Annotated in this window: 26 protein-coding genes and 1 other RNA gene; 11 read left to right on the top strand and 16 right to left on the bottom strand. The window is 39.3% G+C overall.

The window, feature by feature from the left end:
* Positions 1 to 12: 12 nt before the first annotated feature.
* Complete coding sequence (gene tgt / locus B2O97_RS10035) at positions 13 to 1,143, bottom strand: tRNA guanosine(34) transglycosylase Tgt (RefSeq protein ID WP_286767337.1); 1,131 nt, start codon at positions 1,141 to 1,143, stop codon at positions 13 to 15.
* Between the two features lie 275 nt (positions 1,144 to 1,418).
* Between tgt and B2O97_RS10030 the strand changes: the two genes are divergently transcribed.
* Both B2O97_RS10030 and rsmG read left to right on the top strand, forming a co-directional pair.
* Positions 1,419 to 2,561: a glycosyltransferase gene (locus tag B2O97_RS10030; RefSeq protein ID WP_286767336.1), complete on the top strand. Its 1,143-nt coding sequence runs from the start codon at positions 1,419 to 1,421 to the stop codon at positions 2,559 to 2,561.
* A 22-nt stretch (positions 2,562 to 2,583) separates the two neighbouring features.
* Positions 2,584 to 3,219 (top strand): 16S rRNA (guanine(527)-N(7))-methyltransferase RsmG, encoded by a 636-nt coding sequence (gene rsmG, locus B2O97_RS10025; RefSeq protein WP_112373803.1) that lies wholly within the window; start codon positions 2,584 to 2,586, stop codon positions 3,217 to 3,219.
* On the opposite strand, the gene B2O97_RS10020 is transcribed toward rsmG, so the two are convergent.
* The 3 genes from B2O97_RS10020 to B2O97_RS10010 all read right to left on the bottom strand — a co-directional run bounded on the left by B2O97_RS10020 (position 3,220) and on the right by B2O97_RS10010 (position 4,293).
* On the bottom strand, positions 3,220 to 3,810 hold the full coding sequence (locus B2O97_RS10020) for a hypothetical protein (protein WP_286728029.1): 591 nt from the start codon (positions 3,808 to 3,810) through the stop codon (positions 3,220 to 3,222).
* A gap of 75 nt (positions 3,811 to 3,885) precedes the next feature.
* Complete coding sequence (locus tag B2O97_RS10015) at positions 3,886 to 4,119, bottom strand: hypothetical protein (RefSeq protein ID WP_112373805.1); 234 nt, start codon at positions 4,117 to 4,119, stop codon at positions 3,886 to 3,888.
* 27 nt (positions 4,120 to 4,146) lie between these two features.
* Entirely contained in the window at positions 4,147 to 4,293 is a 147-nt protein-coding gene (locus B2O97_RS10010) for a hypothetical protein (protein WP_172462306.1), read from the bottom strand.
* Positions 4,294 to 4,379: 86 nt separating this feature from the next.
* Between B2O97_RS10010 and dprA the strand changes: the two genes are divergently transcribed.
* The 5 genes from dprA to accD all read left to right on the top strand — a co-directional run bounded on the left by dprA (position 4,380) and on the right by accD (position 8,780).
* A complete protein-coding gene (gene dprA / locus B2O97_RS10005; protein WP_286767335.1) occupies positions 4,380 to 5,498 on the top strand; it encodes a DNA-processing protein DprA in 1,119 nt (372 codons plus the stop codon).
* Positions 5,499 to 5,585: 87 nt separating this feature from the next.
* Entirely contained in the window at positions 5,586 to 7,091 is a 1,506-nt protein-coding gene (locus tag B2O97_RS10000) for an MFS transporter (RefSeq protein ID WP_204990942.1), read from the top strand.
* On the top strand, positions 7,084 to 7,311 hold the full coding sequence (locus tag B2O97_RS09995; RefSeq protein ID WP_112373807.1) for a DUF6814 family protein: 228 nt from the start codon (positions 7,084 to 7,086) through the stop codon (positions 7,309 to 7,311). The genes B2O97_RS10000 and B2O97_RS09995 overlap by 8 nt, the downstream gene beginning before the upstream one ends.
* A 305-nt stretch (positions 7,312 to 7,616) precedes the next feature.
* Positions 7,617 to 7,714: signal recognition particle sRNA small type (ffs, locus tag B2O97_RS09990), an RNA gene on the top strand.
* 223 nt (positions 7,715 to 7,937) lie between these two features.
* Positions 7,938 to 8,780, top strand: coding sequence for an acetyl-CoA carboxylase, carboxyltransferase subunit beta (accD, locus tag B2O97_RS09985; protein WP_070560696.1), 843 nt, complete (start codon positions 7,938 to 7,940; stop codon positions 8,778 to 8,780).
* Between the two features lie 127 nt (positions 8,781 to 8,907).
* Here the strand turns inward: accD and B2O97_RS09980 are convergent, their stop codons facing one another.
* Positions 8,908 to 9,243: a hypothetical protein gene (locus tag B2O97_RS09980; protein ID WP_286767334.1), complete on the bottom strand. Its 336-nt coding sequence runs from the start codon at positions 9,241 to 9,243 to the stop codon at positions 8,908 to 8,910.
* Between the two features lie 188 nt (positions 9,244 to 9,431).
* On the opposite strand from B2O97_RS09980, the gene B2O97_RS09975 reads away from it, so the two are divergent.
* Positions 9,432 to 9,767 (top strand): MerR family transcriptional regulator, encoded by a 336-nt coding sequence (locus B2O97_RS09975; RefSeq protein ID WP_046674120.1) that lies wholly within the window; start codon positions 9,432 to 9,434, stop codon positions 9,765 to 9,767.
* Between the two features lie 220 nt (positions 9,768 to 9,987).
* Here the strand turns inward: B2O97_RS09975 and B2O97_RS09970 are convergent, their stop codons facing one another.
* Both B2O97_RS09970 and B2O97_RS09965 read right to left on the bottom strand, forming a co-directional pair.
* On the bottom strand, positions 9,988 to 10,482 hold the full coding sequence (locus B2O97_RS09970; RefSeq protein ID WP_112374050.1) for a metallophosphoesterase family protein: 495 nt from the start codon (positions 10,480 to 10,482) through the stop codon (positions 9,988 to 9,990).
* A 3-nt stretch (positions 10,483 to 10,485) separates the two neighbouring features.
* Positions 10,486 to 11,193, bottom strand: a complete 708-nt coding sequence (locus tag B2O97_RS09965) for a tRNA1(Val) (adenine(37)-N6)-methyltransferase (protein ID WP_112373809.1) — start codon at positions 11,191 to 11,193, stop codon at positions 10,486 to 10,488.
* Positions 11,194 to 11,290: 97 nt separating this feature from the next.
* Here B2O97_RS09965 and B2O97_RS09960 point away from each other — a divergent pair, with 97 nt between their 5' ends.
* Complete coding sequence (locus B2O97_RS09960; protein WP_286767333.1) at positions 11,291 to 12,448, top strand: hypothetical protein; 1,158 nt, start codon at positions 11,291 to 11,293, stop codon at positions 12,446 to 12,448.
* 205 nt (positions 12,449 to 12,653) lie between these two features.
* Here B2O97_RS09960 and mutS read toward each other — a convergent pair whose 3' ends face one another.
* Positions 12,654 to 15,260: a DNA mismatch repair protein MutS gene (gene mutS / locus B2O97_RS09955; protein ID WP_115049448.1), complete on the bottom strand. Its 2,607-nt coding sequence runs from the start codon at positions 15,258 to 15,260 to the stop codon at positions 12,654 to 12,656.
* Positions 15,261 to 15,403: 143 nt separating this feature from the next.
* Here mutS and B2O97_RS09950 point away from each other — a divergent pair, with 143 nt between their 5' ends.
* Together B2O97_RS09950 and mtgA are read left to right on the top strand one after the other, a co-directional pair.
* Positions 15,404 to 16,927, top strand: a complete 1,524-nt coding sequence (locus B2O97_RS09950; RefSeq protein ID WP_286767332.1) for a TlpA family protein disulfide reductase — start codon at positions 15,404 to 15,406, stop codon at positions 16,925 to 16,927.
* A gap of 53 nt (positions 16,928 to 16,980) precedes the next feature.
* Positions 16,981 to 17,745, top strand: a complete 765-nt coding sequence (mtgA, locus tag B2O97_RS09945; RefSeq protein WP_112373813.1) for a monofunctional biosynthetic peptidoglycan transglycosylase — start codon at positions 16,981 to 16,983, stop codon at positions 17,743 to 17,745.
* Positions 17,746 to 17,857: 112 nt separating this feature from the next.
* Here mtgA and B2O97_RS09940 read toward each other — a convergent pair whose 3' ends face one another.
* The 8 genes from B2O97_RS09940 to B2O97_RS09905 all read right to left on the bottom strand — a co-directional run bounded on the left by B2O97_RS09940 (position 17,858) and on the right by B2O97_RS09905 (position 23,528).
* The gene (locus B2O97_RS09940; RefSeq protein WP_112373814.1) at positions 17,858 to 18,313 is read right to left on the bottom strand and encodes an ABC transporter ATPase; all 456 of its coding nucleotides are present in this window, start codon (positions 18,311 to 18,313) and stop codon (positions 17,858 to 17,860) included.
* A 168-nt stretch (positions 18,314 to 18,481) separates the two neighbouring features.
* Positions 18,482 to 19,027 carry a DUF420 domain-containing protein gene (locus B2O97_RS09935; RefSeq protein WP_286767331.1) on the bottom strand — a complete coding sequence of 182 codons (546 nt, stop codon included), beginning with the start codon at positions 19,025 to 19,027 and terminating at the stop codon, positions 18,482 to 18,484.
* A 7-nt stretch (positions 19,028 to 19,034) separates the two neighbouring features.
* Complete coding sequence (locus B2O97_RS09930) at positions 19,035 to 19,763, bottom strand: SCO family protein (protein ID WP_115047224.1); 729 nt, start codon at positions 19,761 to 19,763, stop codon at positions 19,035 to 19,037.
* Positions 19,764 to 19,775: 12 nt separating this feature from the next.
* Positions 19,776 to 20,153, bottom strand: a complete 378-nt coding sequence (locus tag B2O97_RS09925) for a cytochrome C oxidase subunit IV family protein (protein WP_112373816.1) — start codon at positions 20,151 to 20,153, stop codon at positions 19,776 to 19,778.
* A 27-nt stretch (positions 20,154 to 20,180) separates the two neighbouring features.
* Positions 20,181 to 20,915 (bottom strand): cytochrome c oxidase subunit 3, encoded by a 735-nt coding sequence (locus B2O97_RS09920; protein ID WP_286767330.1) that lies wholly within the window; start codon positions 20,913 to 20,915, stop codon positions 20,181 to 20,183.
* A 9-nt stretch (positions 20,916 to 20,924) separates the two neighbouring features.
* Complete coding sequence (locus B2O97_RS09915) at positions 20,925 to 21,506, bottom strand: cytochrome c oxidase subunit 3 (protein ID WP_115047218.1); 582 nt, start codon at positions 21,504 to 21,506, stop codon at positions 20,925 to 20,927.
* The gene (gene cyoE / locus B2O97_RS09910) at positions 21,506 to 22,411 is read right to left on the bottom strand and encodes a heme o synthase (protein WP_070563553.1); all 906 of its coding nucleotides are present in this window, start codon (positions 22,409 to 22,411) and stop codon (positions 21,506 to 21,508) included. The genes B2O97_RS09915 and cyoE overlap by 1 nt, the downstream gene beginning before the upstream one ends.
* Positions 22,412 to 22,484: 73 nt before the next feature.
* Positions 22,485 to 23,528 (bottom strand): COX15/CtaA family protein, encoded by a 1,044-nt coding sequence (locus tag B2O97_RS09905; RefSeq protein ID WP_286767329.1) that lies wholly within the window; start codon positions 23,526 to 23,528, stop codon positions 22,485 to 22,487.
* Positions 23,529 to 23,563: the final 35 nt, after the last annotated feature.

The raw sequence follows: 23,563 nt of genomic DNA, 5'->3' as shown, positions 1-23,563 counted from the left end.
AGCTATTTAGTTTTACAAACGTTGATCCAATATTTTCACCATTTTGTTTTTCCAATCGTAGAAAGTTCCATCAATGATTCGCTCCCTAGCCTGATTCACCAACCAAAGGTAAAAATGTAAATTATGTAAAGAAGCAATTTGTGCTCCAAGAATTTCCTGCGATTTAATCAAATGTCTTAGATAAGCTTTCGAATAAAATTGATCTGCCTGCAGATCACTCTCCGCTTCTATTGGTAAAAAATCATCTTTCCACTTTTCATTTTTGATATTGATAATACCATTTTGCGTGAAAAGCATACCATTTCTAGCATTACGGGTTGGCATAACGCAATCGAACATATCCACCCCTAAAGCAATATTTTCAAGGATATTTACCGGTGTACCTACCCCCATGAGATAACGTGGCTTGTCATGTGGTAAGATATCACAGACAACTTCGGTCATCGCATACATTTCTTCCGCCGGTTCGCCTACCGACAATCCACCAATCGCATTTCCTTCGCGGTTAAACGAAGCGATAGTCTCCGCAGATTTTATCCTTAAATCTTTGTAAACAGATCCTTGAACGATTGGAAACAAAGTCTGGTCATATCCATAAAGCGGATCTGTACTATCAAAACGATCCACACAGCGTTTCAGCCAACGATGGGTCATATCCAAAGAACGACGTGCATACCCATAATCACATGGATAAGGCGTACACTCGTCAAATGCCATAATGATATCCGCACCGATAATACGTTGTGTATCCATGACATTCTCTGGTGTAAATAGATGTTTTGATCCATCAATATGGGAACGAAAGGTAACCCCTTCTTCTTTGATTTTACGTACTTCGGTCAACGAATACACCTGATAACCACCGGAATCCGTTAAAATAGGTCGATCCCAACCATTAAATTTATGCAGCCCGCCCGCCTTATTCAACACATTCAATCCGGGACGTAAATAGAGGTGGTACGTATTACCCAGAATAATCTGCGCTTCAATATCGTTCTTCAATTCATGTTGATGAATTGCTTTCACTGTACCTGCCGTACCAACAGGCATAAAAATAGGTGTTTGAATGGGACCGTGTGCAGTTTCGACAACACCTGCACGTGCTTTTGACAATTTATCTTGTGCTTGTAGCGTAAATTTCATTAATATTTTTCCTCTGAGACTATTTCTATTTTAAAGGATGATTTGCCATGGACATGGCGATATCGGCATTTGGTGTAAAAAATTAAAAACTCATTTTCAGTCAGTTGTAACTTAAAAAGTCGTTATAGCTTTTCTAATTTTCACCCAAGCTCGGATTCATCCCTAGAATACGTTGCAAAAATACTATAAAAAGATTTGCAAACAGGATGTTTCAAAAATAAATTATCATTTTTCCCCTATAAAAAAGTTGCGGAAAGCACTTATCTTTGTGAGCTATGCTTGACCTTCACGTATTTTTGGCCAATCTTCCATATATTGCTTTCGGAGTATTGGGTCTTTTCCTCTTGATACAATTGTACTACATCTTATTTGTATATAGCAAATTGAGTGGTTATCAAATTGAACCTATACAAGAAGGAACTGAATTCCCACCGCTGTCCGTTATTATTTGTGCACACAATGAACAGGATAATATTCGGGAATTCCTCCCGAGTGTACTGAATCAAGACTATCCCAATTTTGAAGTCATTGTGGTCAATGACTTTTCGACTGACAATACGCCCTGGATATTGCATGAGTTCGAAGCAAAATACCCCCATTTAAAGATTGTGGATATCAAAGAGCATATTCGCTTGAAACATGGTAAAAAGTTTGCCGTTAGTATGGGTATCAAAGCGTCAAAGCACCAGACACTGGTGTTTACTGACGCAGATTGTGCACCACAATCCGATCAATGGCTCAAAGAAATTGCAGCAGCCTTCAGACCAGAAACAGAAATTGTACTTGGCTATTCTCCTTATTTTAAGCAAAAAAGCTTGCTAAATCTATTGATTCGATTTGAAACCAGCCATACGGCCATGAGTTACTTTGCCTATGCACTAAAGGGAGATGCCTATATGGGAGTAGGACGCAATATGGCTTACAAAAAAGACCTTTTCTTTCGTAACAAAGGTTTTGCAGCCCATATGCATATTAAGTCTGGCGATGATGATCTTTTTGTCAACCAAAATGCAAATCCGACCAACGTTAACATTGCACTGGCAGCCGAATCCATTGTCTATTCGGAACCCAAAGCGACCTGGAGGAGCTATTACAAGCAAAAAGCAAGACACTCAGGAGCCTCTACCATTTACAAAAAGCGACATCAGCGCATGCTCGGCACGCAGCTGGTATCAGCCGTCCTTTTTTATGTCGCCCTTATCGCAACAGCAATTGCCTTTCCAATGTACTGGTATGTTCCTGTTACAGCCTACCTCCTAAGGCTGATTGCACAATGGATAATATTTGCCAACATCTATAAAAAACTAGAAGTAAAGGAACTCATTTGGTGGCTACCTTTGGCAGACTTCATCTACTATTTCTATATTTGCATCAATGGCATGTTCAGCAGAAAAAAGAAAAAAATAAGCTGGAAATAATTCACTTTTAAAACATTAAGCTTTGAATCCAACAGTTGATATCATCTATAAGTATTTTCCAAAATTAACGGATATTCAAAAAGAACAGTTTGCAAAACTTGCCGACCTCTATACATTTTGGAATAGCCAAATCAATGTCATTTCACGTAAGGACATAGATAGCCTCTACCTGCACCATGTGTTACACTCGCTAGGTATCGCTAAATTTGTTCAAGAGCTCACGCCAGGAACACAAATTTTGGACGTGGGAACCGGCGGGGGCTTTCCAGGTATCCCAATGGCCATTATGTTTCCTGAAGTCAAATTCCATTTGGTCGATTCTATCGGCAAAAAAATAAAAGTCGTACGCGAAGTTGCTGCAGGACTGGGTCTCCAAAATGTTGAAGCAGATCATATCCGCGCAGAACAACTCGACGACAAGTACGATTTTGTGATATCACGAGCTGTGACAAGACTTGGAGAATTTACGCCTTGGATACAGAATAAATTCGCAAAAAAAGATAAAAACGGTATTCCTAATGGAATTCTTTACTTGAAAGGCGGAGATCTCACCGAAGAGATCAAAGAATCTAAGCTCAAAGCAGAATTACACCCGCTTTCCAGTTACTTTAAAGAAGACTTCTTTGATACAAAATACCTGGTATACGTACCTATGTAGTTAAAGTTTGGCATTACCCATAGGAAATTGAAGTCGCCTATGGATAATGTCTACAGAATCCAGGTAGTTCGTTAAACACAGATGGATATAAGCAATCTTCTCATACCGATCATTCTCACGAAGCCACTTTAAGGAAGGCTCATAGTATATTCTAAATTTGCGCAGAGAATCTCCCGACAACTTACTGTATTCCTGAGTCAGCGGATACCATTCCTCGCGAATCAGATCCTGTTGGTATTCTTTTTCAAACTGACGTTGAAGCTTCCGCGAATTTCGTCCCTTTCGACTGAATTTATTGTAAAGCTTGTTCAGATTGACCGCAATTCCTCCCTGGTGAGGCAAGGTCACCATATTTTTCGTATCACCCCAGAAAAAGATCGACTTATACTCCTCCTTTTTTTCTTCCCATTTATCCGCTGCTGATTTACGCTTGATCGAAACAGTATCCAAACGTAAAGTATCTTTTTGACTGCCTTTTTTTCCAATGGTATCTTGATAATAAAATTCCGCTGGATGGGCAAAAACTCCCGGCCGATAAAATGAAAAGTAGACACAGAAAAACAATAAAGATAGAAATCCGATACGTACCATATTTATAATTGACAAACTAAAATAACCAACTATAAATAAAATTAAAAAGCATTTAACTATCTTTAACTTAAGAGACTAAAGACCCAATTCTTTTTTAATTTCTAGGCCAATTAAATTGATTTCTTCATCCATACCGAACATAGGAAGCTCCGTTTCTGGGTTCAGTTTCAGCCAGTTTGTATCATTGTCTTTAATAATCTTTACGTATTCCACACCATCCTTAAAAATAACATACGTATCTTCTTCCTCAGGGAAAACAGAATAAACTACATCCCCCAATTCGATATCAAAAGGTTCTTTTATTTCCATAGTTAAATTATCATTAATCGCTCAAAGTTACCAATTCCTCTTCTTCTTTCCATAATCGACCAATATTTCATTCCTTGATATCTCAAATAAGCTTAGGAAAAGCGCATTCATGCCATGGCGATCCGCGGATTTTCGAGCAGGCACGCGATCGCCTTCGACTAAGAACTTTGTCATTGCTTTAAAACATAATATGCCTAAGCAATTCTAACAAAAAGTATGACAGCTACTTATATTTTTCCTATATTTAAATAAACCCGATTATGAAACTAATTTATCCCATAGCTTTGACGAAAATCAAGGGCATTGGCCCTAGGACAGCGCGTAACATCATTGACCAAGGTCACGAGTTGGCAGACTTATTTGCTTACTCAAAAAAAGATTTGATGCAAATTCTTGGGATACGGGAATCGATCGCAGAAGCCATACACAATAAAAGCTATATGTCTGCCTGTGAAAAAGAACTTGCTTTTATCGAAAAACATCAGATACAAGCGTTATGGCTGGAAGACCAAAATTATCCAAATAGGCTACGACAATGTGAAGACGCTCCGCTTGTCGTCTATTATAAAGGAAATAAACCACTTAACAACACCAAAGTTATCAGTATCGTCGGTACTAGACATGCAACCTATTATGGCCAGAAAATATGCGAAGATCTGCTAGAGGCTATGAATGGTTCCAAAGACACCTTAATCGTAAGCGGTCTTGCTTATGGTATTGATGCTTTAGCACATCGCAACGCACTAAAAAATAATATTCCCACCGTTGCTGTATTAGGGCATGGTCTCGATCGCATTTACCCGGCATCCCATCGTGAACTTGCCACAAAAATGCTAGATCAAGGAGGTTTATTGACAGAATTTACATCCAACACATTACCTGAACGCAGTAACTTCCCTATGCGCAATCGCATCATAGCCGGTATGGCGGATGTCACCATTGTTGTAGAAGCTGCAATTAAAGGAGGTGCTTTGATTACCGCCGAAATAGCCAACAGCTACAATCGCGATGTATGTGCCTTTCCAGGAGCCGTTTACGAAAAAAGTTCTGAAGGCACCAATTACCTCATCAAAACCAACCGTGCGCATATGATTAGAGGTCTTCAGGATCTGGAATACCTCATGAATTGGGAAATCAGTACAAAAGCTGTTGGTCAACAGCTTAGCCTTCCTTTGACATTGACAAAAGATCAACAACTCCTTTTTACGCTCATTCAGCAAAAGGGACAATTAGAAATAGACCATATGATTGACCTCACAAAATGGCCCCAAAGTAAATTGGCCTTAATCCTATTGGAACTTGAAATGCAGTCACTCATTCACAGCCTACCCGGAAAACGCTATAAAATAGTCGGACAGACCGAAATTCAAAAGAATTAGCTCTTTTCCGATCATGCAACAGCGCCGAAATGCCGTTTGGAGCGCCATTAAAATGTACATTTATATCCAACCAAAAACCAAAAATTAATGAACGAAAACAATACAAAAAGCATCTGGAAAGTCATAGGAGCCTCCTCCATGGGAACGCTTATTGAATGGTATGATTTTTTCATTTTTGGCAGCCTATCCATTGTAATTTCCACCAAATTCTTTCCGGCAGAAAATCCAACTGCTGCTTTTCTTTCCACCCTAGCCACATTTGCTGCAGGATTTGTCGTCCGGCCATTTGGCGCTCTATTTTTTGGTCGACTAGGCGATATTATCGGTCGAAAATATACGTTTATGGTAACTTTAATGCTCATGGGCGGCGCAACATTTCTCATCGGTTGCATCCCCAGTTATGAAAGTATCGGTTTTTGGGCACCGCTGCTCGTGTTGATCCTTCGTCTCTTGCAAGGTCTTGCCCTAGGCGGAGAATATGGCGGTGCGGCAACTTACGTCGCCGAACATGCTCCATTGGGCCAGCGGGGCTATTGGACATCCTGGATACAAACAACAGCTACTTTTGGCCTTTTCATATCTCTGGTCGTCATCCTCCTTACCAAAGGCTTTCTCAGCGAATCGCAATTTGATTCCTGGGGATGGCGGCTTCCCTTCCTCCTCTCTTTGGTGATGGTATATGTTTCCTATCTCATCCGTAAGAAGATGAAGGAGTCACCCGAATTTAGCAAGGCCAAAGCGGAAGGGAAAACAAGTACAAATCCGCTAAAAGAAAGTTTTGGCAACCGCTACAACCTCAAATTTGTGCTGCTCGCGCTCTTTGGTGCAGCCATGGGACAGGGCGTTGTTTGGTACACCGGACAGTTTTACTCGATGAGTTTCATGAAAACAGTCATGCACCTACAATCTGACCAGGCCGATACCATCCTCGGTATCGCCTTACTCTTGGGAACGCCATTTTTTGTCGTATTTGGGTGGCTTAGTGACAAAATTGGGCGAAAATGGATCATGCTCGGTGGGATGTTACTTGCCGTATTGACTTATCGTCCGATTTACGAATCCATGTACCAACTTTCCAATACCGAACAGAAAGTCAAGGTGAACGAAACAACGGAGAACCCTCATGGATTAAAAACTGCAGAAACCATTTCCATCATCAAGACACAATATGAGGACCAAACGGAAGTTACTCGAGCCAGCATGATTCATCAATCCGGTAAACTGAAAGGGCAGCAAACAACCAAAACCACAGTCCATATTGCAGGCAAAAACTATATGCTGCTCGTCCTGCTGATCTTTATACAAGTGATTTATATTACGATGGTGTACGGGCCCATTGCAGCATTCCTTGTTGAACTGTTCCCCGTAAAAATCCGCTACACATCCATGTCCTTACCCTATCATGTTGGCAATGGAATATTCGGCGGACTCCTTCCGGCTGTATCGACATATTTAACGACAAATGCCGAAGCATCAAATACCCCGCAATTCTATCTTGCAGGTTTGTGGTACCCTATTATCATTGCCATTGTATGTTTTATCATAGGCAGTATTTATATCAACAACAAATCAACTTCAGCACCCCATGAATAACCTCAAAAAATTCCTCGGCATCTTATGGATCATTTTAGCTCTATTTACAGCCTACTTCTCCATTTTTGAACTGGCGCTGCCAAAGATTTCAACGGGACATCAAGAAGATCTGGTATTTGGAATCATTATCCTGTGCATCTTGACCCCCATAATCTCCATTGGACTTGGCTTATTTGGCTATTATTCCCTATTGGGTGAATACAGCCAAGAGAAAATGTAGTTCCAAAAATGAGATCGACTTTGAATAGGCAAAATTAGCCGATTATGCTTATTCAAAGTCGATCTTCCATACGCCAGATTATGCAACTTTCCGACATTTTGAAAAGAACATTTCGGCAAATGGACTTCGTCAAGCACTTTTTTCACGCCATTTTTAGCTATTTTACACAAATACCAAATCTACTCCGCCATAAATTGGTGCTATGAAAAGATATCAAATGCAATTTATTGCCATGATAATCAACCGAATAAGATAAAAAGGTGTTTTTTCTTTCCTAAAACTGTTTTTTTTTCTACTTTTGTGGCGGGTAAGTCTTCTACGACCAGCTCCCATTGACTCCCCCAGGTTGGGAACAAAGCAAGGGTATTTGGTTGAGCGGTGCGATAGGAGTAGCTTACCCTTTTTTTATGCCCATTTTTTTTGACTAATCTTCCGGTCCGAAATTCAATTCTAACCTAATAATCAGCTAAATACCGTGTATATCCCAATTGTTACCCGCATTTCCCCTATTTATAGAAGCCCTGTTACACAAGGCGTTTTAATCGCTTGGCATGTACATTCAACACAATTATAATTGTATATAAAAGCAAATTTATATAAGTTTGTAATCGAATAAGAACTATCGTATGAGTTGGTTTAAAAGAGAAAAAGCTGGTATTAGCACAGCTACCGCTAATAAAAAAGAAGCACCTGATGGTATGTGGAACAAATGTCCTACATGTAAAAAACCATTGTTGCATCTTGAACAAGTAGAAAACGACTATGTTTGTCAATATTGTGGCCACCACTTAAGAATTGGCTCCAAAGAATATTTTTCAATTTTATTTGATAATAACGAATTCACAGAACTATTTCCTAATCTAAATTCTGGTGATCCATTAGAATTTTTCGATTCAAAGCCATACCCTGAACGTTTAAAGGAAAGTCAAGCCAAAACAGGTCTTAAAGATGCTTTACGTTCTGGCCATGGAAAGATGAATGGTCAAGATATCGTGATCGCTTGTATGGACTTTAGTTTCATCGGCGGATCAATGGGATCTGTCGTGGGCGAAAAAATCGCGCGTTCGATAGATTACTGTATTGAGCATAAAATTCCATTTATGTTAATATCCAAATCAGGTGGTGCACGGATGATGGAAGCCGCATTTTCATTGATGCAAATGGCTAAAACTTCGGCTAAATTAGCGTTATTGGCAAAAGCAGAACTTCCTTACGTTTGTTTATTGACCGACCCTACTACAGGGGGAGTTACAGCATCTTACGCGATGTTGGGTGATATAAATATCGCAGAACCTGGTGCGTTAATCGGATTTGCCGGACCCCGTGTCATTAAAGAAACAATTAAAAAGGATCTTCCAAAAGGATTCCAGACATCGGAATTCGTGCTCGAGCATGGATTTTTGGATTTCATTGTCGACCGTAGACAGTTAAAAAACCAAGTGGCTACCTACCTTAAATTAGTGGGATAATCATTGTCAGGATATAAAGGAAAGCGGTGCCAAGAATATTCTTGGTACCGCTTTCTTTTTTCGCCCCATAACTGTTGTGCCTGCGACCTCTTGTCGGATATATAGAACGTATAAATCAACCGTCTTTTTAAAGATATCGCCAAAAAGCCCATATTTTTCTTTTGGACAGATAATCCGTTTCACCCTCCTTCTCATAAGCTTCCCGCTCAAACGAAATACGCCGGTACGCTTTATCAAAATGCCGAAATTGAATAAAATGAACGGCAAATTCAAGAAGATACCAAACATAGAAAAAGAAAATACCTAATTCAAGCGCTTGTCGCAAATGTATACGCTCATGACGAATCAAGTCGTCCTTCTGTTTAAAAAAAGTACTTTTCAGAAAGATAAAAGGATAAATAGTAATTGCATTAGCTTTTCCAAAAGAGAAGAAATTTGTCCAAAATTTGCTAACTATAATCATATAAGAAGTCCAGACCGTTCTCAAACGACTCAAACTTAGAAAAATTTACCTTTATACACAATTATTATTGGCGTCTTATGAATTGTACTATATACCTATCGTTCAGTCCTTGATCAGATAAGAGATCGCAAAAATTTCTTTTTGAATAGGAATTTTTATTAAGTTTGCTATAGATTAATTGTGAAGATATGCCGTACAAAGAGCGTGAAATAAATAAATTGTATTATACAATGGGAGAAGTTACAGAAATGTTTGATGTAAATGCATCCCAGATACGTTTTTATGAGCGTGAATTTGATATTCTACAGCCTAAGAAAAATAAAAAGGGTAATCGCTTATTTACGCAAGAAGATATTGCCAATTTAAAGATCATCTTCAATTTGGTTAAAGATAAAGGTTATACACTACAGGGGGCACGTGATTACCTGCGTGACAACAAATCTGAGGCAAAAGAAAATCAACGTGTTGTAGATTCATTGGAGCGTTTGAAGAACTTTCTTCTTGAAGTTCGTGATTCACTATAGCATTGAGAAAACTCTTATAAAACTCCCGAAACGTAACCATTACATCATATTCGCAGTGTTCATGGGATCCATTTCAGTAACGAAATCCATTCGACTATACAGAAGTAGCGCAAATTTCTGGACCCATTACATGAGAACCAAATGTATCCACGATCGCTTTGCCATCACACCATATATCATCCAGCTTTCAAAGCTCAAAAAAGATTAAAGAAAACCCCATCTAACGCTCGTTCAGTTCTATAACCTCAAGATTTTCAATTTTATCTTTATTGATATCAAACCGCATCAATGTCCTCACTTTATGCCAGCCGTGCTTACCCGCTGCACCTGGATTGAGGTGAAGGCATTGAATCTTAGGATCGAAGATAACCTTTAGAATATGGGAATGTCCAGTAATAAATAATTTCGGCGGATTTTTCATCAATTCTCCTTTAATACGTGGAGCATATTTCCCGGGATAACCACCAATATGTGTCATAAAGACGTCCACTTCCTCACACCTAAACCTCAAATCTTCTGGAAATTGTAAACGAATTTCTTGACCATCAATATTACCAAAAACTCCGCGCAGCGGTTTAAAAGCCGCCAACCGATCTGCAACATCCACATCACCAAAATCGCCTACATGCCAAATCTCGTCGCAGGCTGCAAAATGAGTAAATACCGCTTCATCTAAAAAAGAATGTGTATCTGAGAGTAATCCGATCTTTGTCATCATTTAAAAAGCTAAAAAATAAGGTGCCAGGGCCGTGCGATATGCTTCTGAATAAATACCTTTAGCAGCATAAATAACAAACTCACGTACTGCAACCGACTCAACAGGCCTACGTTCAAACGTTACGATCTTACGTAGCACCGATTCTCCTTCAAAGGAACTTATCCGAACTTCAGTAGAACAATGTAAACCTCTTTCTGTAGAAATACTGACCAAGGTATCCGCTAATGCCGCTGGAAGGATAAGGATTAATTTCCCCCGATTCGATAAGCGTATAGAGGCGAAATCCAACAGTTCAAAGAAAAAATCCAGATCCGTATGTCTAGCCAGTTTCCTCCGTTCATCCGGATTATGCAACGAATCCGTATAAAAAGGTGGATTTGATACAATCAAATCATAATTTCCTGTTGTATCCAGTTGCTGAAAGGAACTAGCATGTAGCGTTAGGCGTTCACGGAAAATGGAATTGCGAAAATTTTTATCCGCCATCAACGCAGCCAAAGCGTCGACTTCAACAGCTTCTATCTGGCTATTCCCAAGACGCTGAGCCAACATCAAGGCAATGACTCCAGTGCCTGTGCCCACATCTAAGACACGTTCTACAGGTTCTATCTCCGACAATGAAGCCAACAAAACACCATCTGTATTGATCTTCATCGCACAGTCAGACTGATCAACCTCAAATTGTTTAAACCGAAATATCGACGCCATACGCCAAAGATAAAACTTTTAGGACCTTTGGCACAAACAAACCCATGTAACCTGCGATTTATTTGCTAATTTAGTCAGCAACAAATCTATATAAGCCATGAATATCCGTCAGCTTGCTCTTATGATATTGATTATGAGCTGTGTCCTTCCCACAAAACTATTGTATGGACAGGAAAATTGTGAACGATATACCGTTGAGACACTTCCCCTATTGACACAAGCCTTAAACAACAATGACTTTGACAAAATTGACCCTTTACTTAATAGCATAGAGGCAAGCTGTGGTATCAATGAATTTGTACAAAGGTTACGCATCCTTATGCAAATCATTGAAAAGAAAAATAGTGCTGCAGCGATTGACCTCTATTGGAACAGTCAATTTGATAAAAGCTTTCTACAAAGACTGGATGCGGCAGACCAGGACGATTTCTCAACGCAATACGAACAGCATAAGGAAAAATACAATTTTTACCCATTGCGGCACCCACTGGATGGCCTCATCAAAGTAAGGGCACAAGCACTCCTTGTTTCTGACAGTTACACGTTAACGGATCAGGAAAAAGATATTTTACTGCTTTTTTCAGATACTGACGTTTCCAGTGCCGAGCAAGACCGACAAGCTGATGAACAAGATAATCAACAGCGGTTTCCAGCACCCAAAGTGTACAGAGATAGACAAAAAGCCAAACTTGGCTATGTTCCTTCAATCGGCGTAGTCACCCCACTTGGTGGAGCCAACAAAATTTTCGGAACCAACATAAGCTTTGGATTTATGCTGACGAGCTCGCTGGAAAGAAAATTTATTTTTGAAGGTGGCTTCAAGGTGCGCATCAACTCAAACGACCGCAATATTGATTACAATTACGATGGCTCCAATGTTTCGGTCAATTCTTCAGCGACCGCATTTATGGGCGGTGCTGTAGGTTACAAAGTTTTTGACAACGACAAATTTATACTGATTCCAAAAGGTATCCTTGGCATAGATATTACAGATACCGGCATTACAGAAAGCGCTTATTCCTCTGGTTATTATGATCCGGATGGTTATTATTATGATGGTGGATACACCGATCGTATGGTAACCATCAATAATGTGCACTTAGGACTTGGTCTCGCATCCCTATTTCGCATGAAAAACCAAAAGTACATTGGTTTCGAACTCGGCTATCATTACGCGCCTTATGATGCCAGCAGTAAGGTATTGATCCCAATACAGGCGAATTACGGAAGCTTGGAACTATTTTTCAGGTTTTAAGCAATAGCCCTTCAAAAACTTTCATGACTTCGCAGACATCAACAACAATGAAAGCGAACTGAAGGTTCTTTCTGGCCAATAAGATCAGGCACTTTCAGAAAAAATACGCCAGATGATGTTCTGTTTTAAAAAACATGATCTGGCGTGTTCAAATCGAAGAAAACAAGTCCCACTTGAGATCGGGTGTCCAAGTCCAAAAGAAAATTTAATTCTTTAGCAGGCGTTGTATCTCATCCAGCTTCATTAATGCTTCAACTGGAGTAAGCGAATTAACATCCAGATTATTCAGCATATCCCTGATCTTATTCAAGACAGGATCATCAATGGAAAACATTTGCAATTGGTAGGCCTGTTTCTGAATCTTACGCATACTATCCTTAATCTGCTCCCCACCAGTTCGCTCCTGCTCCAATCTTTTCAGGATCTGGTTGGCACGATTCAGCAACTTTTGTGGCATCCCCGCGAGCTTTGCCACATGAATACCAAAACTATGTTCTGAGCCTCCTGGAACGAGCTTCCGCAAGAAAATAACTTTGTTATTGACTTCCTTCACCGTCACATTATAATTTTTAATACGATCCAATGAAGTTGTCAGCTCATTTAATTCATGGTAATGCGTTGCAAACAATGTTTTTGCTTTGGCTGCGGGATGATTGTGTAAAAACTCAGCAATAGCCCAAGCAATAGAAATACCGTCATAGGTACTGGTACCACGACCGATTTCATCTAAAAGAATGAGACTACGGTCTGATAAATTATTCATGATGCTCGCCGTCTCATTCATCTCTACCATAAACGTAGATTCTCCAGAAGAAAGATTATCTGAAGCACCCACACGGGTGAAAATTTTGTCAACCAGACCGATCTTTGCTTCTTTTGCCGGTACGAAACAACCAATTTGCGCCATCAACACGATCAATCCAGTCTGACGGAGTAACGCCGATTTACCGGCCATATTAGGCCCCGTAATAATAATAATCTGTTGTGTCTTTGGATCCAAGAAGGTATCATTGGTAATATAGTCCTCGCCTATTGGCAGGTTTCTTTCAATGACAGGGTGTCTTCCGCCTTTAATATCCAAGATCTTGCTCTCGCTGATTTCAGGCTTTACATAATAATTTTTCTCTGCTACAACCGCAAAGTTAAGCAGCACATCCAGCTTAGCGATCAGCTGTGCATCGAGCTGAATAGGTTTGATATATTCAGCAATGGAAAGCAATAGCTCTGCATATAATCTATTCTCCAGTGCTTGGATCTTCTCCTCAGCACCTAGAATCTGTTCTTCATATTCTTTCAGTTCCTCCGTAATGTAACGTTCAGCATTCACCAGCGTCTGTTTACGTATCCACGTCGTAGGAACCTTATCCCTATGGGTATTGGTAACCTCCAGGTAATAACCAAAGACATTATTGAATGCAATTTTCAAGGATGGAATTCCAGTGAGTTCTGCTTCCCTTTTTTGAATCTCAAGCAAATAATCCTTACCGCCAAAGGCAATTTTACGCAATCGATCCAATTCCGGATCAACGCCATCAGCAATTACGCTACCCTTATTGATTGCCACTGGGGGCTCGGCCTGAACCTGCAGCTCTATTCTTTCTCGGATAACTGTACAAGCATCCAATTGCTCCGATATGGTCTGTAGCGCGTTGGCATCTTTACGATCTGTAAGTTCCTTCAACTTTTCTATCGCATATAAAGCCCGTTTTAATTGCACGATTTCCCGCGGATTCGCTTTTTGTAGTCCTATCTTGGAAATTAGGCGTTCAAGATCCCCCACCTGCTTGATCTGACCAATCAACTCATCCCTTAAATTGCGATCAGCAACAAAGAAATCCACCACATTCAATCGTTCCTGAATACTTTTCTTGTCTTTTAACGGCATCACAATCCAGCGCTTGAGCAAGCGCGCTCCCATTGGACTGGATGTATGATCCAATACATCAGAAAGGGTGACAGCATTTTCATTCAACGAACCGATTAATTCCAAATTGCGGATCGTAAAGCGATCCAGCCACATAAAACGATCTTCTTCGATACGCGAAAGCGTAGAAATGTGTTGTAGGTTACGATGCTCGGTCTCGTTTAAGTAATGTAAAGCTACACCGGCAGCAACAATCCCCGCAGGCATCCGATCAACGCCAAACCCTTTCATCGACGAAACCTCAAAATGCTTCAATAATGTTTCTGTAGCATAGTCTCCCGTATACGGCCATTCGTCAAGAAAATAAGTATAGTAATGCGACCCAAACTGCTCCGCAAAATCCTTGCTCTGTTTTTTGGAAAGAATGACTTCCGTTGGCTTAAAACCTTGAAGCAATTTATCGATATAGGTAACACTTCCCTGAGCAACCAAAAATTCGCCTGTTGAAATATCAAGAAAAGAAATACCGATCCGCTCTTTTTCGATAAAGATTGACGCTAAATAATTATTCGATTTCTGCTGAACAATATTGTCATTGTAGGAAACGCCAGGGGTAACCAACTCTGTCACACCACGCTTAACGATTGTTTTTGTCGTCTTAGGATCCTCCAACTGATCACAGATCGCCACCCGTTGGCCGGCACGCACCAATTTTGGAAGATAGGTCTCCAACGAATGATGAGGAAAACCAGCCAACGCGGTTTCCGATTCCGAGCCATTACCACGCTTCGTCAAAACAATGCCCAAAATCTGGGCAGCTTTGATTGCATCCTCACCAAATGTCTCGTAAAAATCGCCAACACGGAACAACAATAACGCTCCAGGATATTTAATCTTGATCGCATTATACTGTTGCATCAATGGGGTCACTTTCTTTTCTTTTGCCAACTTGTAAATCAATTTTTATGAAGCGTAAAAATAGGATAATATCGTCGCTTTGGCAAATTACAATATCGAACAAATTTTAACACTAATTAAGAATCTTTGATCTGTCAAATTAATATATTTGATTTCCATATAAATTATTTATTATGAAAGTCTTTTTCGCCACATTATTGCTTTCGCTAATGCTCCTCAACATTGCTTACGCACAAATGAAATCAGATCCCATTTCGTTAACCGATGAATCATATTATAAGTCTGGCAAAACACAGCTTGCTAAAGTGACAGGCCGTGTGCTAAACGCAAGTCCAGAGGAACTCTCAAATCTCAAAATTCAATACACCTTTGTTAACCTAATCGGACCTAGTCAAAGCAGCAATGAGATAAAGGCAAATGCCGATGGTACCTTTGAATTTACCCAAATACATATACTACCTTACCAACAGATATGGTTTAGCTTAGGTGACTATGCTTATACCTGTCTTTACCTTCAAGATGGATTGGAAATCACCTTCGATCTAAGCAAGCTCAAGAAAAAAGAGATTTATATGATCGGTGATGGTATTTCGTTTGCAGGAAAAGATGCCGAAGTAAATCGGCAAATGAACGAATATATTTTATTTGACAAGAAGCATAATCCCGATTTTTACAAGCCACTCCGCCAGCTCAATCCAAGCGACCCTAATTTTCAATATAAATTAGATTCCCTATTTAAGATTCAGCGGAATACAGATCAGGCTTTCTATCATACATACGGCACAACATGTAAAACGCTGATTGACGCCGCCACTGATGCCCAGTATACGTACAGACAATTGGATTACTACCTAACAAATAAAATTAAAGTAGCTAATGATAGTATACTAGTTCCTATTTATTCGATATCTAATCATGTCAGCGATTATTTTAGATTTTTGCATTATTACGTGAAATATGTCCTTTACCCGGTCAATGAAACTCGTGGAGACTACGTGAAAGTAGCAGACTATGCCAATCAAACCTTCCCTAAAAATTACGCCGATATTATCAACCTCAGATTTGAAGACGACGATATTGCAGCGCAAAATAAGATTTATAAGACAATACTGAACAAATTAAACAGCAAATGGGCGAAAGAGAATATTAGAATAGAAATAGATGGGCTAAATGTTAAACAAACAAAATTGGAAAAGCTACTGGCGTCAGCAAAGTCAGCACCAAAACAGACCTCACTAGGAAAAATAATCAAAGAATTTTCATTTGATGCCGAGCTCCTCTCAAACCAAAGCAAAGACGGATCCGAACTTCTTAAAACCATCAAAGCAAAATACCATAATAAACTTATCGTATTAGATATATGGGCTACCTGGTGTGCGCCTTGTATTGGTCAGATGCCTTACAGCAAAAAACTACATCATGAGGCTAAGGGAGCAAAATCACCAATAGAATTCGTGTATCTATGTACTGATCAAGGATCAAATCAAGAGAAATGGATCAATAAGGTAGCCGAACTTGAACAACCTGGCACACATATTTTTGTCGAAAATAATGTAATTAGCGAGCTATTGTCTTTATTTAACGGTGCCGGTTTTCCAACTTATGCTGTAATTAAACCCAATGGTGAAATTGATACCAAGGCAATATCCTGGATGAAAGACGTGACATTAGAAAAATTAGAAGAAATGACAAAATAGTATGTGGAATCTTTGCTTTATGATGCTTATGTTTGCACAAATTTTGTAATGATATGGCCATCAAAAGATCTGGTAAACAAAATACGTCCAGCAAACAACAAAATACCTTCAAAAAAAAATCCTTCAACCCATTGAAGTCCATAAAATCTCCGATCCTGCGCATTGCGACACGGGTAGTGCTCTATTTTATTGGTATTTCACTCTTTTGGGTCATTAGCTTAAGGTTCGTCAATCCTCCCATCACCTGGTTGATGATTCAACGTGGGTTTGAACTAAAAGAGCAGGGCAAAGGATTTAAACTGGAAAAAAACTGGCTGGATTACGATGAACTTTCGGACAACCTCAAGTTAGCGGCCATTGCAGGAGAAGATGCTCACTTTATGACACACTGGGGATTCGACATGCAAGGGATTCAGAATGCCATTAAAAAAAATGCACAGGGAAAGAAATTACGCGGCGGAAGTACAATCAGTCAGCAGGTCGCCAAAAATGTCTTTCTATGGCCAGGGCGCTCCTGGTTAAGAAAAGGTTTCGAGACCTACTTTACAATTCTTATAGAAACATTCTGGAGCAAGAAACGCATCCTCGAAGTTTATCTCAATGTGATTGAAATGGGACAGGGAGTTTATGGTGCCGATGCGGCAGCGTCGTATTATTTTAGTAAAACAGGCAGCAATCTTTCAAAAAAACAAGCCGCATTGATTATAGCCATACTGCCAAACCCAAGAGAATGGGATGCCCGTAACCCTTCTGCTTATGTCAATAGACGCGCAAATGCGATTGCAAAATACATGCACCATTATACTATTCCTGAATAAGCGAAGCTATCGCCATTCGGCGGACCAATCAGAAAGAGAAGCAATACAGATCTATAGATCAAAAAGAAAGGCCACAATTACATATGGCCTTTCTTTTATACTTGTTTACAACTTATTTAAAAAGTCGCTTATGCCAGCTTTGATGGAAGGGCACTGCCCAAGCATTCTCCATTTGATGTTCATGGGTAATAGTATTATCAAATACTAAGGTATTATCATTGATGGTACCGTCTGCCAGTAGCTTCTCAAATCCGTCACGGTTAACCACGCCTATTCCTTGATCCCCTTTATATGCAAATTGCATGCGATCAAATAGTTGAATACCATACTTCGATTCAACTCCTTTTAAAAATCGAACCGAACTATCAATAGAACAACCTGATGCAGCCGCCACTTCCTCGTCCACCTTAAGGATAATAAAAAGATTATCCCGCAATTCTGCGGAAGCAGAAAGTGGTTTTCCATGTACTTTCCACTGTTCAGCAAAAGCTTCTAGGTCAGTAACAATCTCCTGTCCCTCTGCTGCCGTTAGCAGACGATCTGCCTGATAAATCCAGATACGCTTCATATGCAAATGATTTTTTAAAGATCCATCTAGCCGATACAAATCGGCTGATTAATCCTACGCTGTTTATACTCTTGAATGGCTGGAATATATACTCCTTCGCTTCCAATTTCATTTCAATTTTAAGCCAGATCCCCCACATCGAATCCGTTGCACCCCGCCCCTTTCTCACTAACCGATATAATACGGAGAAATCATTAAATAAACTATCACACCGGTAACAGCCACGTAAAGCCACATTGGATAAGTAATGCGGGCAAGCTTTTTATGACGCTCGTAAGAACCGGATATACCTCTTACAAAAGTAAAAAGCACAAAAGGGATGATAATGATAGAAAGCAAGATATGCGTAATCAGGATAAAGAAATAGATCGGTCTCAAAATTCCCTCGCCACCATATTTTGTTTCGATTGAAGTCATGTGATAAGCGACATACATCGCCAGAAAAGCTAAAGAGCAAGCAATACACAATTTGATCAAACGCTCGTGCAAGGGCTTATTACCCTTTTTTATCGCAGACACAGCCCAAAACAGTAATACAGCAGTAATCCCATTGATAGCCGCGTAGATAGGGGGTAAAAATGTTAGCGGTTTTACATCATAACCCAGCTTTTGTAAATTCACTGTAAAGAGGATAGCAACCACTATCGGTATAACGATAGATAACAACCAAATCCATTTACTGTACTTTTTTTCGTTATTCAAACTCTCTTCCATGATATAACTATCTTTTTTGTTCTATTGTTGCTGGATGGTTTCGGATTTCCTCGACCAATAATAATTTAATTTCATCTTCCAGGCGGTCGACATCTGTCTTTACGTTGATGTCATATATCCCTCTTATACGTCCTTTTGTATCGAGTAAAAGATAATTAGAGCCAATAATGAATGGTTTATTGCCATCATTGTTGACAAGCGCGTCCTGCAATAGACTTTCTTTAGCAAATTTAAAGATATCAACAGAAGGATCTGTCACAAAAAACCAAGATTTGGTCCAGGGTTTGTAAACTTTCGCGTATTTCGCTAATACATCAGGTGTATCATAGGCTGTATCAACCGTGATAGAATACAACTTAACTTTCTGATTCTGAATAAACCGATTAGCAATTTGATCTAATCGCTTAATCATTGTCCTTGATAAGGAAGCGTCCCTAGAATACATCAGGTGGACTACAGAGAGTGTTGTATCATTGTCCAACAAATGCACTTTCTTACCATCGTAATTCACAAAATCAACAGGCGTCACCGTATGGTAGATGGTATCGGGAATATCACGTCCCCATTTTCGATGTGTTGTTCCAGGCACTTCCTTTTTCCCAAAAATTGGTAAGGAGGCGTAGCTATTCGAGCCGCTTTTATTTAGTATAAAATATAAAAATCCCGGCAGTAAAAGAATTACTGCCAGGATCAATATAGTTTTAATACCTTTCTTTTGTCCAGTATTATTATCCATTATCCACTTTATCTATTTATTTGGAAACAATTGATGCTCTTGAAAAGCACCTGCCAAGAAACCTCCCTCAACCAACATCAGGACAATAAAATAAATAATAAAAATAAAGACAATTGCAACGGTAACAATGAAGCTCGACTTCTCGAATTTCAAGTGCATAAAGAATGCAACGATATAATAAGCTTTAACTAAAGTAAGCACGATATAAATAGTATTTACTAACGCCCCTTTAGTTAGAATTTGCCAATGGTGCACAAAGCCCAATGCAATTAAGAACTCGAGACAAGTAAGCGCTAAAAGCACTCCAAATACTCTCCAGATGGCTTTTTTATCCATCCCACCTTCGTGAGCATGCTCTCCATGAGCGATATTATCTTGATATTGTGACATAGCTATCTAAAATTATTTATTGCGTAATTAGATTAAGTAGAAGAATGTAAATACAAATACCCATACTAAATCCACAAAGTGCCAATATAAACCTACTTTTTCGATCATTAAGTAAGAACCACGGTCTTCAAATGTATTATTTAAAGTCATGCATAGGATGATGATATTTAAAATAATACCCACAGTAACGTGGAATCCGTGAAAACCAGTAATTGTAAAGAACAGGTTAGCAAATTGCAACGCTGAAGTATAAGAAATATCATGCGTAAAATATGGCATCAATGCTGTTTTAATGGCATCACCTTCCAAACCTGTTGCAGGGTTTTTACCAAACCAGAAACCCATGTGGTGTAAGTGAGTCCACTCGATAGCCTGACAACCAACGAAACAGATACCGCCCAAAATAGTCCAAAGCATCCATTTAACAACTTCATTCTTTTGATTGCGGTGACCAGCTTCCACGGCTAAAACCATAGTTACCGAAGACATAATCAAAATAAAGGTCATTAAACCGACAAATACCAACGGTTGACCATGCTCTGCAATTCCAGGGATAGATTGGAAGATCTTATCTGGGTCAGGCCAAGTTGGATGAGAAAAGCGTTGTGCGCCATAATAAACCAAAAATGCCGAAAATGTGAAGGCATCCCCTACCAAGAAAAACCACATCATGATTTTTCCATACTCTAAGTTCCAAGGTGATTTTCCACCATTCCATGGACCAGTTTTTACCTTATCCAATTGCGATACTGTTGTACTCATTGTTTACTATTATTGATTCAAAAGTAAGAAAACATATATATAAATCCATAAAAGATCGAGAAAATGCCAAAAAATACTGGCAAGATCCATGCGGAAAAGATTGCCGTCCTTAGGAAGTTTGTTACTTCCTATAATAGCGCCAATCAAAACGATCAACCCCGCAATAATATGCGCCAAGTGCATCCAGATAAAAACGTAAATAAAGGATTGTGATGCATTGTTATTCACAAAATAAACACCCCTATCGATCAATACATTCCAAGCATGAACTTGCAAGGCAAAAAATACAACTCCCAAAATAAAAGTTGCTATCAAAAACAACCGCTGTTTGGAAGACTCCCCATTTTTAGCCGCTCTATTTGCTAAAAACATCGTCAGACTACTCACCACAATCACCAAGGTACTATATAAAAGTGCATTTGGCAAAAGGGTCTTAATCCCTTTGTCCACGCCGCTCGCTGTATATACAATGAAACCACTGGATAACGCTGCAAACATCATGAACATACCCAACATACCCAACCACAGGTTGAACTTTTGGGCTTTTCTCTGTACTAACTTCTCGTCAGTTTGTGCTTGTATATCTAACATTATTTCAACGGAATAAAGTTAAGCAATAATACGAGTTGTGTCACAGGCAAATAGATAAATGAGGTAAACATTACTTTCTTCGCTGAAGGAATATCACAATTCTTAAACAACAAATAACCGTAATAACCAAACATTATTCCGCCGACCACGGATACAATCGTAAACCAAATTCCACCAAAGCCAAAATGATACGGTATAAAACCTGCTGGTATCATAAACAAACCTGAAATGAATACCATAAAAGCCGATATCTTATCACGTTTTGTCGTCGGCAATAAGCGAAAACCCGCTAATTTATAGTCGTCGTCCACAACCCAGGCAATTGCCCAGAAATGCGGAAACTGCCATAAAAACTGAATAGCAAACAACACAAAGGGAATAATAATAATTGCCGCTTCGTTATGTCCACTATAGTAGGCTAGATCATCTTGCGAAAAAGCTGCATAATAACCAATTAATGGCGGAAATGCACCCGGAAACGCTCCGACAAACACTGCTATTGGTGATTTTCTTTTTAATGGTGTATAGATAAATGCGTAAAGAAGGATACAGAAAACCGACAGCAGACCAGCGACAAAATTTAAACGAACAAGCACCAAGGTTCCTAAGATGCCCATAAAGACACTCAATACCAAAGCTTGTCCTGTTGTCATGCGGCCTGATGGCAACGGTCTGTCCTCCGTACGTTTCATCAGTTTATCCAAATCCTTTTCAATGATCTCATTAAAACCGTTGGCAGAACCTGTCACCAGAAAACCACCTATAGTCAACAATAACCAATTGAACCAGAATATATCACCCTGTTGTTTTGATCCTATCAGAAAAGCAATTGACGCAGAAAATACGACCGTCAACGTAAGTCTCAACTTAACAAGCTTTTTGAAATCTGAAATAAATTCTTTCATAACTAAAAGAGACCTCCTACTATCAGTGTAATTAAACACGTACTTTTAAACATAAACATCCCGAATTCCAAGATTAGTGCCTTTGCTTGTTTAACAATAACAACAGGTAGAACTGTGCCCCAAATAGAAGCGTCGCCACCACCAAATGCGTTGTCTGTGCAAATGCAGGTATTGCAAATCGAGCTAAGATAATTCCTGATAGCATTTGGATACCCACTAGAATCAATGCGATTAAAGCAAATTTATATTGCTTAGAACTCGTATTAAAACTCGTGCGGACCAAAAAGAATAATACAATAACTAAAATCAAAGAACAATATGCCAACCAGCGATGTAACTCAAACTGTTGACCAATAGTTGTTATAAAATCAGTCCGGGCTATCGTTGAACCGGTTAATAAATCAACCTCCTCACGAACTCCCGTTCCGACAATTACCTGTGTTAGCATCAATAAAATTGAAGCAATAGCAAGTCCTTTTAATATACCCAAAGAACGATTGACCAGTAAGGTCTTGTTTCGCAAAGTAACTGCTTTGAAATATGTATAAATACTAATACAAACAATTACAATGGCTAAGAGCATATGTACCGTAATAATCCAGGGCATCAGATTTGTCGATACAACGATCGATCCCAGCCAAGCCTGAAGTACGACAACAAAAAGATTAATCACTGACCAAACAACGATCGAGCTTTTTGATTTTAAATAGGTGAAAGAATAAATAGCTGTAAATAACAAACAGAATCCGGAAACAACGCCTACCAACCGATTGATATATTCCGTCCAAGTTTTCGCAACCTTAAACTCTTCATGCTGCAAAATACTCTTATCGGTACGGAGCTTGTAAGCCATTTCCTTATCGCCGAAAAATTCTACAATTTTCGCGAAACGTTCGTTCTTCTTTGCCCTTCCTTCAATATAATGCTGTTCATATCCTTGAGGTAATTGAGAGATATCTGTTGGAGGAATAATACGGTTAAAACATCTTGGCCAATCTGGGCATCCCATTCCTGACCCTGTACTCCGAACAACTCCTCCAGCAATAATGACCAAAAACAACACAATGATCGTTATAAAATTGGTCTTTATAAATCGCTTCTCAGCTGCTGGAAACATAATACTACCCCTACCTCTTAAAATACAAACTTCTA

Origin of the sequence: Sphingobacterium sp. UBA865 (assembly GCF_002295765.1) — a bacterium.
Classification (GTDB): domain Bacteria; phylum Bacteroidota; class Bacteroidia; order Sphingobacteriales; family Sphingobacteriaceae; genus Sphingobacterium; species Sphingobacterium multivorum.
Note: the sequence above shows the minus strand (reverse complement) of the source record. Positions and strands in the feature narration are given on the sequence as shown.

Bases quoted from the DNA above. Each gene is read 5' to 3' on its own strand.
- tgt (WP_286767337.1), bottom strand. From the start codon at position 1,143: ATGAAATTTACGCTACAAGCACAAGATAAATTGTCAAAAGCACGTGCA.
- B2O97_RS10030 (WP_286767336.1), top strand. From the start codon at position 1,419: ATGCTTGACCTTCACGTATTTTTGGCCAATCTTCCATATATTGCTTTC.
- B2O97_RS10020 (WP_286728029.1), bottom strand. From the start codon at position 3,810: ATGGTACGTATCGGATTTCTATCTTTATTGTTTTTCTGTGTCTACTTT.
- B2O97_RS10015 (WP_112373805.1), bottom strand. From the start codon at position 4,119: ATGGAAATAAAAGAACCTTTTGATATCGAATTGGGGGATGTAGTTTAT.
- B2O97_RS10010 (WP_172462306.1), bottom strand. From the start codon at position 4,293: ATGACAAAGTTCTTAGTCGAAGGCGATCGCGTGCCTGCTCGAAAATCC.
- dprA (WP_286767335.1), top strand. From the start codon at position 4,380: ATGAAACTAATTTATCCCATAGCTTTGACGAAAATCAAGGGCATTGGC.
- B2O97_RS10000 (WP_204990942.1), top strand. From the start codon at position 5,586: ATGAACGAAAACAATACAAAAAGCATCTGGAAAGTCATAGGAGCCTCC.
- B2O97_RS09995 (WP_112373807.1), top strand. From the start codon at position 7,084: ATGAATAACCTCAAAAAATTCCTCGGCATCTTATGGATCATTTTAGCT.
- accD (WP_070560696.1), top strand. From the start codon at position 7,938: ATGAGTTGGTTTAAAAGAGAAAAAGCTGGTATTAGCACAGCTACCGCT.
- B2O97_RS09980 (WP_286767334.1), bottom strand. From the start codon at position 9,243: ATGATTATAGTTAGCAAATTTTGGACAAATTTCTTCTCTTTTGGAAAA.
- B2O97_RS09975 (WP_046674120.1), top strand. From the start codon at position 9,432: ATGCCGTACAAAGAGCGTGAAATAAATAAATTGTATTATACAATGGGA.
- B2O97_RS09970 (WP_112374050.1), bottom strand. From the start codon at position 10,482: ATGACAAAGATCGGATTACTCTCAGATACACATTCTTTTTTAGATGAA.
- B2O97_RS09965 (WP_112373809.1), bottom strand. From the start codon at position 11,193: ATGGCGTCGATATTTCGGTTTAAACAATTTGAGGTTGATCAGTCTGAC.
- B2O97_RS09960 (WP_286767333.1), top strand. From the start codon at position 11,291: ATGAATATCCGTCAGCTTGCTCTTATGATATTGATTATGAGCTGTGTC.
- B2O97_RS09950 (WP_286767332.1), top strand. From the start codon at position 15,404: ATGAAAGTCTTTTTCGCCACATTATTGCTTTCGCTAATGCTCCTCAAC.
- mtgA (WP_112373813.1), top strand. From the start codon at position 16,981: ATGGCCATCAAAAGATCTGGTAAACAAAATACGTCCAGCAAACAACAA.
- B2O97_RS09940 (WP_112373814.1), bottom strand. From the start codon at position 18,313: ATGAAGCGTATCTGGATTTATCAGGCAGATCGTCTGCTAACGGCAGCA.
- B2O97_RS09935 (WP_286767331.1), bottom strand. From the start codon at position 19,027: ATGGAAGAGAGTTTGAATAACGAAAAAAAGTACAGTAAATGGATTTGG.
- B2O97_RS09930 (WP_115047224.1), bottom strand. From the start codon at position 19,763: ATGGATAATAATACTGGACAAAAGAAAGGTATTAAAACTATATTGATC.
- B2O97_RS09925 (WP_112373816.1), bottom strand. From the start codon at position 20,153: ATGTCACAATATCAAGATAATATCGCTCATGGAGAGCATGCTCACGAA.
- B2O97_RS09920 (WP_286767330.1), bottom strand. From the start codon at position 20,915: ATGAGTACAACAGTATCGCAATTGGATAAGGTAAAAACTGGTCCATGG.
- B2O97_RS09915 (WP_115047218.1), bottom strand. From the start codon at position 21,506: ATGTTAGATATACAAGCACAAACTGACGAGAAGTTAGTACAGAGAAAA.
- cyoE (WP_070563553.1), bottom strand. From the start codon at position 22,411: ATGAAAGAATTTATTTCAGATTTCAAAAAGCTTGTTAAGTTGAGACTT.
- B2O97_RS09905 (WP_286767329.1), bottom strand. From the start codon at position 23,528: ATGTTTCCAGCAGCTGAGAAGCGATTTATAAAGACCAATTTTATAACG.